Consider the following 12,942-nt stretch of genomic DNA (forward strand, 5'->3'; position numbering starts at 1 on the left):
CCTGACCGCCGTTCTGACTCGCTCGTCGGCGAATTCGCTCCCCGGCCGTGCCGGTTTGTAGGCTTTCGCACATGCCGTTCAACAACGGCGAGGTCTTCGCTGGCTACGTTATTCAGCGCTTACTTGGCACTGGTGGTACAGGTGAGGTTTACCTCGCCCAGCATCCTCGTCTGCCTCGTCACGACGCCTTGAAGATCTTGTCGCTGTCCGCAACATCCGACGAGGAATTCCGCGCAAGATTCAATCGCGAAGCCGAATTGGCGGCCACGCTGTGGCACCCACACATCGTCAGCGTTCTCGATCGTGGCGAGTTCAACGGCCGGCTCTGGATCTCGATGGAATACGTGGACGGCACGGACGCCGGCCGATTGGTTCGCGAGCGCCACCCGCACGGCATGTCAGAACCAGAAGTAGCGGAAATCGTGACAGCGGTGGCTGATGCGCTCGACTTCGGTCATGATCGCCGTCTGCTCCACCGTGACGTCAAGCCGGAGAACATCCTCGTGACCGCCGATGGCCAGCGGCGCAGGGTGTTGTTGACCGACTTCGGCATCGCCCGCCGAATCGACGACGTCAGCAACCTCACTGAGGCCAACGTCGCCATCGGAACCATCAGTTACGTTGCCCCGGAGCAACTCTTGGGCAAGCAGCTTGACGGCCGAGCGGACCAATATGCGCTGGCTGCCACGACCGTTTTCCTACTGACCGGCGCCCCACCTTTCCACGACCCGAATCGCGCCGTCGTGCTGAGCCAGCATCTCAACGCGCCACCGCCGCGGATATCGCAGCGACGACCCGAACTCGCGCACCTGGACGCGGTGCTGGCACGGGCACTGGCCAAAGACCCGGCCGAGCGATACCCGAGTTGCGCCGCCTTCGCCCAGGCCCTCACGCAGCAAGGTCCCGGCCATGAAGCTGTCACACCGCGTCCGCCTGAGTTGCTCACGCCGGGGCCCGGCCCCGCCGAGAACCCTGGTTCGGCCGAGCGTCCGGCCACGCAGCGCCTCGAGCGCCTCGTCGTCAACGGGATCGCACGCGGCGTACGGCAAAGCGCTGTCGGTGCTCACGACGACGTCGGCATCTTGTCCTTTCAGGTGATCCCCTATGAACCACTGGACAACGGGCGTACTCATGTTCCCGTCGAAATCCAGACTGATCTCGTTGAAGGACAGCTCGCGGACGGAGATGAGGTCGAGGTCAGCGGCACCTGGGACGGCGACACGCTGGACGCCGACAAAATCATCAACTTTTCGCTCGAACCTCGCCCGAAGAGCCGTCGGTCTCCGGTCCGCACCAAATCACCACAGGACATGGCGCCGAAGGCCAGAAATACCAGACTGGTTGCCGTCGTCGCCGCCCTCGGCGTGATCGTGCTGACCGCGGCTGCGGTTGTGTACTTCACCCACGGATTCGACAAGATGACTCGCCCCGGACCGGTCGTCAAGCCGGTGAGTGCCACGGTCTTCTCACCGGACGACACTCCCGACAACCCGCAGGACGCGAATTTGGCGATCGACGGCAACCCGAAGACGGCGTGGTCCACCGTCACCTATCAGGATGCCGTCCCCTTCCCGAGATTCATCCAGGGAATGGGCCTGTTGCTGCACCTGTCCGAACCGACCGCACTGAGCGAGGTGACGGTCGACCTGTCCAGCACAGGCACCCAGGTCCAGATTCGCTCGTCGCCCAGCGCGGCCCCGGCCAAACTGGCCGATACCACCGTGCTGACTCCCACCACGTCACTGCAGCCGGGGCACAATCAGATCGCGGTGCACAACCGGACCAAGACGTCCAATGTGCTGGTGTGGATCTCGACTCTGGGCACGACCAACGGCCAGAGCCGGACGGCGATCTCCGAGATAACGCTGCGGGCGGCGTAGGCAGACGTGCTGGACGACTGCGGCACAGCCGGCGCCAGTCGTCACCGCGAGTTGTAGATGTTGCGGCATTCCGGGGCTGGGCCTTCTCCCCGTCGGTAGAGCTTCGGCGCGGCCAGATTTGCCGGTGCATAGCAGTCGTGGGTCACGTTTGTGTACGGCACACAGGCCACCCACACGCCAATGTTGTTCGACGTCCACGAATAGTCGACATACGCTGTCGTCTGGTTCGGGTTCGGGCAGCCGCTCGGTTGGGCCGCCGCATGCGGCGCGGCAATCACGCCGGCGAACGCCATGGAAAGAATCCCCATTACTGCGGAAAGAGCAGTCGGTGATTTTCTCACTTTGTTTACCTCTTTTTCCCTTACCCCTGTGCTGATCGCACCATTCCCGTAAACGCGGTCCCGACCCGCGGTCGACGGGCACGCTAACAGACGATCAACCAGCTATGCCGGGAAATGGTCTTAACTGGGATGCCAGACGGCGACTGGCAATCGGGGCGACCGGCACGTCCGGTCTGGTGCGGCTGCTGAATGGGCTGCCCTAGCCGTGGCGCTGGGCGCCCTCAGGGTTCACGAGCGCGGGTAGCCCGGTAGCGCATCGTCTTTCATTCCTGGTGGACAAGTTGCCTTCCCGGTTGAACCGCCGCCCGAGCGGGTACAAGCAGCAGCTAATACCAGAGGAATCGGAAGGTCGCCCATGAGCCAGGGATCTAAGGCGGTGTACTCATCCCTCTCAATAGCCACCAGCGTGGCCGGGGGCTTGCTGGCCGGAGAGGTGTTCAATCAGGTCTGGAAACGGCTCAGCCACACCGAGCAACCCCCGCCAGAACCGAAGGATTTAAACCGGTCAACCCGCGCGGCGCTGGCCGCCGCCGGCCTGCAGGGTCTGGTCTTCGGCGTGGTGCGGGCAGCCGTCGACAGGGTTGGAGCGCGCAGCTACCAGGCGGTCACCCACGAGTCGCCGACATAGCCGATCAACGCCATGGCAGGTCGGTGTTCTCACCGCGCCAGCGTGACGGCGGAATCATGGGGGCGTCGGCCAATCCGGAGGCTTCGACGTGCTGTAGCGCCGCATCCAGGTGCTGACGCATCCGGCGCTCGGCTTTCCGCGGGTCTACGGCGCTGATGGCGCCCGCGATCGCACGATGCGATCGCGCGGCTTCCTCCCGGTCGTACTGGGTGATGTCCTGTTCGGCAGCGGCCCAGCGCACGGCTTGCTCGACGGCGGCCAAAACAGTTGTAAGCAAGGCGTTTCCGCTGGCGCGCACCAGGAGTTCATGAAACTCGTGGTAGCCGCGGCCGTCAGGTGTGATGCCGCGCGCGGCGACCTCGGCGATCGCGGCTCTTTCTTCGTCGGAGGCGTGCTCGGCGACCAGGGCCGTCGCAGCGGGTTCGAGCATCTTGCGGAACGACAGGAGATCACCCCACGTCGCGCCCGTCAGAGTGAGCGATTGGACCAACGAGCGGGCGGCTCGTTCCGGCTCGGGGTGACAGATTCGCACACCACCACGGCCCTGGGTTGTTTCGGTGAGGCCTTCGGCGTCGAGCAACCGCAACGCGACCCGGACTGTTTCGCGGCTGACGCCGAGTTGGTTGATCAGTTCGTTCTCGGTGGGAAGTGAGTCTCCCGGGGAAAGCTCGCCGCTGAGGATCCGGCGTCGCAACGCACCGGCGACAACATCGGGGGCACGCGCGGGTTTGGCAGCAGTCATACAACTTAGTATACTAAGTCGCCATGGTGGCGATCCCGAACACGGCAGTATTGAGCGGAGCGTTTCGGCCGATGAGGTTCGAGGCAACCGTCGAGGACTGCGTGACGACGTTCGGCGAAATTCCCCGCGAACTCTCCGGCGGGTTCTATCGCGTGGGTCCGACGTTCAAGAGGCCGACCAAGCAAGGTGGCAACGGGCTGCTCGCGATGGACGGCATGGTGCAAGGCCTCGTGTTCGACAACGGCCGGGCCGACTTCCGTAACCGCTGGGTGCGCACACCCAAGTACCTTCTCGAGGAGCGGCACGGGCGCGGCATGTTCTGCTGGGCCGACGGCGAATGGACTGACTGGCGCAACATCGGCTTCGGATCCGCGGTCCACGACGAATGCACCCGCGGAATCCCGCAGGGCACCAACAACATCAACTGCTTCCCGTTCGCCGGCGAGGTCCTCGCGTCCGGCGAGCAGGGTGGCCCACCCGTCGCGCTGGATCCGATAACCCTTGAGACGCAAGGGATTGTCGGCTGGTCTACGCAGCTTTCGCGAGGCATCTTCGATCAGGCGGCCTTCGGCGATGCGGCATTCACCGCGCACCCGAAGTGGGACCACGCCACCGGCACCTTGTACGGCTGGTCGTACAGCGACAGGCGCCCGTATGTGACGGTGCATGTGGTGCAGCCGGACGGCACCGTGACCTCACGCGAGCTCTGGGATGCGCCATACTGCTCGGAAGTCCACGACATGTGGTTGACGCCCGAGTGGATGGTGTTGCCGTTCCAGGGGTTTGCGTTCGAACCCGACCGGGTTCACCGCGGACTTTCGGTCCAAACATGGGATCCGGAGCTACCGATCGTTTTGGGTCTGGTGCCACGCTCTGACATCGCGCACGGCGATATTCGTTGGATCACCGCAGAAGTCGAGCCCCAGTATGTCATGCACACGCTGTCGGCGAACGTCAAAGGCGACGTGCTGACATTGGACGCGCCGATCTTCGCGCGGCCTCCGTTCCCACTCGACATCGATCGCTTCGAGGGTGAGGATGTCGCGCTGTTCTTCAACCTGGCCCGTAGCACGCTGGGCCGCTGGAGCGTCGACTTGCATACCGGCACCGTTAAATCCGAGATACTCAGCGATCGACCCGCCGAGCTTCCGAAGGTCGACGAACGGTATTACGGACGTGGCCACCGATGGGGCTATCTCATCGGCGGCGACGCGAAGGGCAACGGCATGCGTATGCACAGCCTCGTCGTGCGCGATCTCCACACCGGGAACGAGCAGGAGTACCGATTGCGCCACGAGCGGCCGTCCCTGGTGATGGAGCCGACATTCGTGCCGCGCGGACCCGGCGCTTCGGAGGGCGACGGTTACCTGATGGTGCCGGTGTCGAGGTGGACCGAAAACCTGGGCGAGTACGTCATTTTCGACACTTCCGATGTCACGAGCGGCCCGGTGTGCCGCATCGAGATCCCGTTCCTGCTGGGCTTCACACCCCACGGCCACTGGATGGATTTCCGATGACCGCCACCCTCAGCGCAACCGAAGAGGCCGAACTGCGCGCGTCAGTACACGGCATCGTCGCGAAATTCGGTAACGACTACTTCACCCGCTGTAGCGAGACGTTGCAGCACCCCACCGAGCTGTGGGACGCGCTGGCGGCCGGGGGCTTCGTGGGGGTCAATCTGCCGGAGGAATATGGCGGCGGCGGAATGGGATTGACCGCGTTGAGCATCGTCGCCGAGGAGGCAGCCGCGGCCGGGTGCCCGGAGATCATGCTGATGATCTCGCCCGGCATCGTCGGCAGTCTGCTGTGCCGGCATGCGACTGCCGAACAGAAACAGCGCTGGTTGCCGTCAATGGCGGACGGCACCGCCAAGTTCGCCTTCGCGATTACCGAGCCGGACGCGGGATCAAATTCCCATCACATCACCACCACCGCGCGCCGGGAGGGCGACAACTACTACATCACCGGACAGAAGACGTTCATCACCGCCATCGACCAGGCCGACGCAGTGTTGGTCGTCGCCCGCACCGGTACGGATTCCGCAGGGCGCGGGCAGCTTTCGCTCTTCTTGGTCGATCGCGATGCGCCTGGCCTTGCGATGCACCGCATTCCCATGACGTTCGAGATCACCGACAAGTCATTTTCGGTGTTCTTCGATAACGTTGCGGTGAATGCCGATCGGGTTGTCGGCGGTGAGGGCAACGGTCTGCGCGTGGCGTTCGACGGAATGAACCCCGAGCGTGTGATCATCGCATCGATCTGCAACGGCGTCGGCCGCTACGCCATGGACAAGGCGGTCGCATATGCGCGGGAACGACAGGTTTGGAACGTGCCGATCGGCGCTCACCAGGGTGTTGCACACCCGTTGGCGGAGGCCAAGATCGCGCTCGAAGCGGCCAGGCTGATGACACGGCACGCCGCGGCCGGGGTCGACTCGGGCGCGGATGCCGCCGAGGCGAGCAACATGGCCAAGTTCTTGGCGGCGGACGCCGCAACTCGGTGCGTCGACCAAGCCATCGAGGTGCACGGCGGCAGCGGCTTCACCCGAGAGGTCGCGCTTGCCAACATGTACGAGTTCGTGCGGCTGTTCAAAACTGTGCCGATCACTCGCGCGATGGTGCTGAACTACGTGGCCCAGCACAGCCTCGGCCTGCCGAGATCGTATTGAAGCCAGTGGCTACTGCGCGTTAGCGGAATTCACGCCTACAGATTCGCGAAGCAGTGGTCGTCCCGCGGGATGGAAGCGTTGCGCGTCGAATAGTGGCCCACCACACCGCTATCCGTGACCCGCACGCTCTCGGCGTGGATGCCCAGTGGGTAGTTATCGGTCAGCTCGTTGGCGAAAGCGTCCAAAGCGGGCTGCACCGACTCCTTGGGCAGCGTGAAGCCGAGCCCGTTCAGGCTGACGACCTTCAGCTCGACGCCGTTGCCCCCTACCTGCGGTTTGGCGGTGATGCTGCCCAGGAGGCCATGCAGCTGGATCGTGCCGTCGGACGGATTGGTCGTGACGTTGCTCAGGAAGCTGCCGAACAACGGGATGGAATTCTGCACGGTTTGCTTGATGCCGTCCGACGACCAGGTGACCGTGGCATCCAAACCCCCGATCGTGCCTTTTGAGTTGGCGGTGTTCTGCAGCCGCACGTCGTCAATGCTTACCTGGGCCTTCATGAACTTGGCCTTGCCGATCCGATTCCCCGCGGTGGTGATCGAGATGTTGCCGTAATGCCCGGTCATGTGTTGCAGCAGAAACGGACTCGCCCCGAACGACACGTCGACCTTATCTTGCACGACGCACTCGGTGGCCGCCGCGACCACGCCGACGGCGCGGTGCCGGGCGTACAGCTCCGCGCCGATGAGGCCGGCGGTGGCCAAGGACACCACGATGATGACGATCAGGACGATCGACAACGGATCGCCAACGCGGAAGCGCCGCACTTTCGGGCTCTCGCGGTGCTGCTCGGTGGCTGGAGCGGACATGTCCTTTTTCGGGCTCTCGCCAACCTGGTCCGTATCACGCCTGACGCCGAAGGCACTCGTCATGGCTAATTCCTACCACCGCGGCCGAAGAAACTGACGGAGACGAAGATCAGACGGGTTCTCTGTGTTGTGGAAACACTTCGCGTCTTCTCACTAGAACCCTCGAAACCGCGTTTGCTCCAATTACCAAATGCGAAATGCTAGCCGTGATCTGTCCCCGTTTCTGGCAAATACTTCGCCTGAACCTGGAACTGCCTCACCGTGCGGCTGGTGTCGGCTTTAACTCACGTGCCTAATAGTGCAGTCACATAGCCAGTTCCAGCCGGCGCCCAATCCGACGTAGCCCCTCGAAGGCCCGATCCGGCAAACGTGATCGGAGGTGATTTGATACCGCCCGCCTTTAAGTGTTCGCGTTGCTAGCCTTATCGGGGTTCGGCATAGCGCCGTACCGTCGCTCATAGCTTGCGGAGTGAGAACGTGGTTGCAGTGGTGCCGACTCCCAAGACGGCAGTGTCAATGCCGACGCTGGTCTGCGGAGCAGCCGTCGCCGCGTTCGCCGCCTTCACGACGTGGCGTAGCGGTGGGTGGGGCGGACCGCCGGTGATCCACGCTGTCCATGATCTCGGCTTGGCGGGTTTTGCATCGTTCGCCACAGTCTGCGCCGGGTTGGCCGCACGCAGGGCCCGCGGCCGGCAACGGCAAGCGTGGGCCTTCCTTGCCATTGGACTGACCGGCTGGCTAGTCGGTTTGTGCTGGTGGACCTACTACGACCTGGGTCGCGGCATGGCGGATGCCCCACTCGCGTCGTGGGCTTTGGGATTGCTCTTGCCGATCGCGAGTTGCGTGGCGCTGTTGTCGTTTCCGGTCGGATATGAAGGTCAGTCGCAAGTGCGTCTGGTGCTCGACGGGCTGATTGTCGAAGGATCGCTTTTCCTGGTGGGCTGGGTCTTTGCGATGAGCCGCGTGTACGCGGAGAACCGCACCCACCACCTCGTGTTGACGCTGTCGCTGTCGCATGCGGCCGCCGACTCAGTCACCTTTACGGTGGCGGTCTTGGTCCTGGCTCGCGCGCGCACGCGCCAACGGCTGACACTCACGCTGCTAACCGCTGGGCTCGCGGTGATGGCCGTTGCGGACACCGCCTTGGTAGCCACAGTCGCCCACCAGAGCAGTGGCGCCTTCCCGGCCGCCGGTTGGGCCTTGGCGATGGTGACGCTGGGCCTGGCGGCACTGCTTACGCTGCGAACGCCACCGCCGCCGGCCGCGCCGGTGATGCCGCTGCCAGCGCCGATATCGCTGTGGTTGCCCTACGTGCCGTTTCTCGCCGCCGCCTTGACTATCAGCGTCTTCCACCGTTCGAGCCTGCAAACAGATCCCGTGCTGGGCGTAGGGGTGCTGGTGGTGATGGTGATCTTGGCGCGCCAATTCATCGTGGTCGCCGACAATCGCCGGCTGCTCGGCCTGGTGGCCGATGAAGCGCTCCACGACCCGCTCACCCGATTGGCGAACCGGGCGTTGTTCGACGATCGTCTGGCACACGCCATTGAGTTGAATCGCCGGGATCAACGCCCCGTCGCGGTGGTGTCACTGGATCTCGACGATTTCAAACTCATCAACGACAGCATGGGGCATTCGGTGGGCGACGCACTGCTCAAAGCTGCGTCGCAACGACTCGTCGACTGTGTCCGAACGGGCGACACCGTGGCCCGGATAGGCGGTGACGAGTTCGCCGTCGTGATAGAGGGAGGGGACGAGGACGCGCACATCGTTGCTCGTCGGATCGCCGAGGCCTTCAAATCACCGTGTGAGCTGTCTGGCCAGAAGCTGATCGCGCGGCCTAGCGTCGGGCTCGCCGTCGCCTCGCCTGACGATCCGCACCTCACGGCCGAGCTGTTGTTCAGACAGGCCGACGCCGCCATGTACGCGGCCAAGCGGTTGCGCAGCGGCGGTCTGCAGACCTTCAGCGCGGGGATGGAGTTGGTCGCGGCCGACGGGCGCAATTTTCTCCATGACTCTGACCGGAAGTCGGCCCGTGAGGGCGCCCTCGCCGTGCAACTGCTGGGTGAGTTGCGGGAGGCGATTGACCAACTGGATTTGGTCACGGTGTATCAGCCGAAGATCGACTTGCGCAGCGAGGAGATCGTCGGTGTCGAAGCTCTGGTGCGTTGGCCTCATCCCGAGCGTGGCTTGCTCGCCCCGGAGCAGTTCCTGCCGTTGGTGCGCCAGCATGGACTGATGCGCGCCGTCACCGAGCGAGTACTTCAGCAGGCTCTCGATAACGCCGTCGCATGGCGCTCCAGCCGAGCGCGTATACCGGTGTGCGTCAACCTTTTTGCTGCGTCGCTCGCAGACGTGACGGTGGCCGGGCACATCCTGGATGCGCTGGCCCAGCGTGATCTGCCCGCGGGTTCGTTGATCATCGAGATCACCGAAGACCTCCTGGTGGAGGACATCCAACGCGCCCACGCCATGCTCACCACATTGCGCGGCCACGGCGTCGGCATCGCGCTCGACGACTTCGGCAGCGGCTATTCGACCCTGCGCTACCTGCGTGACCTGCCCATCGATGAGGTCAAGCTCGACAAGGACTTCATCGCGCCTATCCTGACCGATCCCCGTGCGGCCGCGATCGTCCGCGCCGTCATCGACCTGGCGCACGAGCTGTGCGTGACAACCGTCGCCGAGGGGATTGAAAGCCAAGAAACCGCGGCCGCGCTGCGTGAGTACGGCTGCGATGTTGCCCAAGGCTTCTTTTACAGTCCACCGATCAGCGCACCTGCGATCCTCGACCTGCTCACGTAGACCGCCCGCACGCCGACAGGTCATAAGGCAGCGATTGTGCCAGATCCAGGGTGCGAGACTTCTACGCGATCATCGGGTCGATTGCCGACCGGGGAACCAGGACCTGCAACGCCCCGAATGAGTCGGGCAGCAGCACGCCTTGGTCAAAAAAGAAGATCACCCCGTCGTTGACCACCGCGAAATTCTGGTAGTTGGCAGGGTTGTACAGGGCCGCTTGTGCGATCGGCAATGACGGCGTGGGAGTCGGCGTGGCCGGAGCCGGTTGTCCCGGTTGTGCGGGCGGCGGCGTGGGGGCCAGCTGCTTCTGCAGCTCAGCCTGCACGATCGGCGCCACGGTCTTCAGGGGATCATCGACCCGCCACAACGGGGTATGTTCTTTGTCGTCCGACGCGGCTGTATAGGTGATCGCCTTGCGATAGGTCTGGTCCCAGTTGAACGCCTTCCATGTCGTCTGCGGATGCGCGCCGCCGACGTTTTGGAAAACCTTGAACACCACGGCCTGCGTGCCGCGCGGGGGAATCGCCGAGTTGTATTCCGTCGGCTTGATGGTCAGCTCATACGGTGTCTCGCGAGGTGCGCCCGACTTGGCGGCGTTCAAGAACCCCTCGCGTGTTTGGGAGATGTAGTCGGCGACCGACTTCTGGTCTGGGTAGTCCAGCGAGATGCTGATATCGACCCTGTACCCGGGGTCGGAGAGCTGGATCTCGCACGTCTTTCCGGTATTGCCACCCTTGAGGTCGGCGCAGTAGTCCTTCGGTGCGGCCGCGGCGACACCAGTTGAGCCGACGATGGCAGCTGCCGCAACGAGCGCGGCCACTTTGACGATTCGCATGTCCAATCCCTCCCAGCGCATTGCGGCACGGCGCCGCGCACGCGAGATTAGCGTCCATTGTTCCTGTGAAGCATGCCGGGCGGCGATACCGGGCGCTGACCGACGGCGTGGTCCTGGCCAGCACGCGTCAGCGGATTAGTCATGATCGCGCCTGCGGCGGCATCGCTGCCCGGCGTGTTCCTGCGGATCATCCGCCCCGCAGGATTGGCTTTCAAAGCTTGCTTTGAACTGGCAAAACGGTGGAGCTGCCGGGAATCGAACCCGATGCTCTACCTGGGCTTTTGCCTCCTGAGCTGCCGGTTCGTTCCGTCTCGGTCCCATTCAGTCCCGCTCGTGACCTGCGGTTTCGGTCTCGGGTCTCGACAGCGTCAAGAGCGGTCACCGACCTTTGAGGCTTCTTCCTACAGGTCAGGGCGGAAGGTGGGACCAATCATCGACGTTCTGAGATCTACGCACCGTTGGCAACTCCGACACGGGTGGTTCCATAGTGGTGTTGAGGTGGGTACTGGTGATTTCGAGCTTGGTTGTGAACGAGGGGGGTCCAGGAGGGCGCCAAGGGCCGTCGCATACTTCAATAGTCGAGTCACCAATCCAGCGGCTCGGTCGATCACGCCTTGGCTTCCAGGCCAAGGGACACTCGAACATGTCGGACGCAAAATCCGGCAAGCGTTATCGAACGCCGCTGTTGATTTTCCCCACCCGCGACGGCTTCGTCGTTCTCATCGGGGCTGAAATCGGACTGGTTGAAGAATGTATTTGCCGGTGGACGGGCGGGGCTGGATAAGCGCGGCAAGAGCATCACGCTAGCCAATCCCCGCCTCCTGGGTAAGGCTGAGGCCGCAACGCTCGTTACAGGGCCATCTCGTGTGTTGTACCGCCTGTTTCCGTACAACGAAGCGGCGCTGGTGTTGAGCAAAGTCAATTCCACGCAGTGACTTTGGGCAGTGGAACGAAGAAGCTGAGCCAGTGGGGTCGCCCGGAGCAGTCGATTCTCGATGTCACGAATTGCTCTCGGCGAGCGCACGATACGCGGTGGCACGGCTTAGCGTCGATCCCAGTCCTACAAGTCTCACTTCGTTTGTTGTGGGTTTCTCGAAAGCCGCTGCGAAAGTAGCGTGGTCGCAGGGGTGGTCAGGACAGAGGTTGATTCACCTTCCTAACTAGTGAGGCCAGCCCGCACGTCCGACTCTTCGTCTAGGCCGAAGACCTGCACGGCGGCTGACTTTCCTTTCAGGACATGGAATCCCCGATCGACGAGTCCAGATGGTCGAGACGCCAAAACGTCGACGCACCGCTGGGTGAGAAGAATTGCGTCACCGGTGGTCTTGGTCAATTGCTCGACGCGGGCAGCGACATTGACCGTGTCGCCGATCAGGGTGAATTCCAGCTTGCCGCCGCCGCCGATGGTTCCTGCGATCACCACACCGGTATTGATCCCAATGCCGATGCGAAGGTCATTGTCAAACTGCTCGGCGACCAGGCGCTGGATTTTTATAGCGGCACTTACTGCGACGTCGGCATGATCAGCGAGGTCGTTGGGAGCGCCGAAGACCGCCAGGGCGCCGTCGCCGAGGAACTTGTTGACATGCCCACTGGCATCCACGACAGCGGGCACCACAATCTCGAACAGAGCGTTGAGGCGGGCGACGGTATCCTCTGCGGTGTTGGCTTCGGCGAACGGGGTGAAGTCACGGACATCTACGAACATCACGGTCACTTCGCGGCGCTCACCGGTGAACACATCGTCACCCTGCTCTAGCAAGCGTGCCGCCAAAGCTGGGTCGACGTAGGTTCCGAACGCGGCTTGAAGGCGTTGCCGCTCAGCCAAACCGGCTTGCATGCGGTTGAACGACGCCGCCAGCGCACCCAGGTCATCGTCTTGAATCACCGGCAGACGCTGGCTGTAGTCACCTGCCGCAACACGCTTCGTTCCTTCGGCAAGGTCGCGAATGGGTCGCAACGACGGGGAGAACATCGCGCCGACGCTCTGCGGCACCGCAAGGCCAATCGTCAACGCGTACGCGATCACAACGCTAAGCACTGGGACTTCACGGGTCCAGTCGAATACCGCCGCCAGCATTGCGCCCGCGAAGGCGAACAGGAATGCGACTGCAATCATGGACGCGTTCGACCACGCGGCAAAAGTCGGGCGAGAACGGGGCAAAGAGTCACCGATCCCCGTGTCACCGGCAATCGCAAGCCTAACCGGGCGTAGCGCCACTTCGACGAAGCTGTGCGCA

General features: G+C 63.4%; 9 protein-coding genes and 2 pseudogenes. 6 read left to right on the plus strand and 5 right to left on the minus strand.

Annotation, left to right across the window (positions count from 1 at the left end; translation table 11 throughout):
- Positions 1-71 precede the first annotated feature (71 nt).
- Positions 72-1,880, plus strand: coding sequence for a serine/threonine-protein kinase (locus tag A9W99_RS16645; RefSeq protein WP_067380177.1), 1,809 nt, complete (start codon positions 72-74; stop codon positions 1,878-1,880).
- Positions 1,881-1,921: 41 nt separating this feature from the next.
- Here A9W99_RS16645 and A9W99_RS16650 read toward each other — a convergent pair whose 3' ends face one another.
- Positions 1,922-2,173: a hypothetical protein gene (locus A9W99_RS16650; RefSeq protein ID WP_067380180.1), complete on the minus strand. Its 252-nt coding sequence runs from the start codon at positions 2,171-2,173 to the stop codon at positions 1,922-1,924.
- Between the two features lie 403 nt (positions 2,174-2,576).
- Between A9W99_RS16650 and A9W99_RS16655 the strand changes: the two genes are divergently transcribed.
- Positions 2,577-2,849: a DUF4235 domain-containing protein gene (locus A9W99_RS16655; RefSeq protein WP_067380183.1), complete on the plus strand. Its 273-nt coding sequence runs from the start codon at positions 2,577-2,579 to the stop codon at positions 2,847-2,849.
- 4 nt (positions 2,850-2,853) lie between these two features.
- Here A9W99_RS16655 and A9W99_RS16660 read toward each other — a convergent pair whose 3' ends face one another.
- On the minus strand, positions 2,854-3,591 hold the full coding sequence (locus A9W99_RS16660; protein ID WP_067380187.1) for a FadR/GntR family transcriptional regulator: 738 nt from the start codon (positions 3,589-3,591) through the stop codon (positions 2,854-2,856).
- Between the two features lie 71 nt (positions 3,592-3,662).
- On the opposite strand from A9W99_RS16660, the gene A9W99_RS16665 reads away from it, so the two are divergent.
- Both A9W99_RS16665 and A9W99_RS16670 read left to right on the plus strand, forming a co-directional pair.
- Positions 3,663-5,108 (plus strand): carotenoid oxygenase family protein, encoded by a 1,446-nt coding sequence (locus A9W99_RS16665; RefSeq protein ID WP_067380860.1) that lies wholly within the window; start codon positions 3,663-3,665, stop codon positions 5,106-5,108.
- Positions 5,105-6,259 (plus strand): acyl-CoA dehydrogenase family protein, encoded by a 1,155-nt coding sequence (locus A9W99_RS16670; protein ID WP_067380190.1) that lies wholly within the window; start codon positions 5,105-5,107, stop codon positions 6,257-6,259. Before A9W99_RS16665 ends, A9W99_RS16670 begins: the two co-directional genes overlap by 4 nt.
- Positions 6,260-6,294: 35 nt before the next feature.
- Here A9W99_RS16670 and A9W99_RS16675 read toward each other — a convergent pair whose 3' ends face one another.
- On the minus strand, positions 6,295-7,131 hold the full coding sequence (locus A9W99_RS16675; protein ID WP_067380193.1) for a DUF2993 domain-containing protein: 837 nt from the start codon (positions 7,129-7,131) through the stop codon (positions 6,295-6,297).
- A gap of 414 nt (positions 7,132-7,545) precedes the next feature.
- On the opposite strand from A9W99_RS16675, the gene A9W99_RS16680 reads away from it, so the two are divergent.
- Positions 7,546-9,870 carry a bifunctional diguanylate cyclase/phosphodiesterase gene (locus A9W99_RS16680; RefSeq protein WP_156623136.1) on the plus strand — a complete coding sequence of 775 codons (2,325 nt, stop codon included), beginning with the start codon at positions 7,546-7,548 and terminating at the stop codon, positions 9,868-9,870.
- 61 nt (positions 9,871-9,931) lie between these two features.
- Here the strand turns inward: A9W99_RS16680 and A9W99_RS16685 are convergent, their stop codons facing one another.
- Positions 9,932-10,702: an RsiV family protein gene (locus tag A9W99_RS16685; protein ID WP_067380199.1), complete on the minus strand. Its 771-nt coding sequence runs from the start codon at positions 10,700-10,702 to the stop codon at positions 9,932-9,934.
- Positions 10,703-11,200: 498 nt separating this feature from the next.
- Between A9W99_RS16685 and A9W99_RS27305 the strand changes: the two are divergent.
- Positions 11,201-11,637: pseudogene (locus A9W99_RS27305) on the plus strand (nitroreductase family deazaflavin-dependent oxidoreductase).
- 221 nt (positions 11,638-11,858) lie between these two features.
- Here A9W99_RS27305 and A9W99_RS27810 read toward each other — a convergent pair.
- Positions 11,859-12,713 (minus strand): annotated as a pseudogene (locus tag A9W99_RS27810) (adenylate/guanylate cyclase domain-containing protein); the annotation flags it as partial.
- Positions 12,714-12,942 lie beyond the last annotated feature (229 nt).

The organism is Mycobacterium sp. 1164966.3 (assembly GCF_001665395.1).
Classification (GTDB): Bacteria; Actinomycetota; Actinomycetes; order Mycobacteriales; family Mycobacteriaceae; genus Mycobacterium.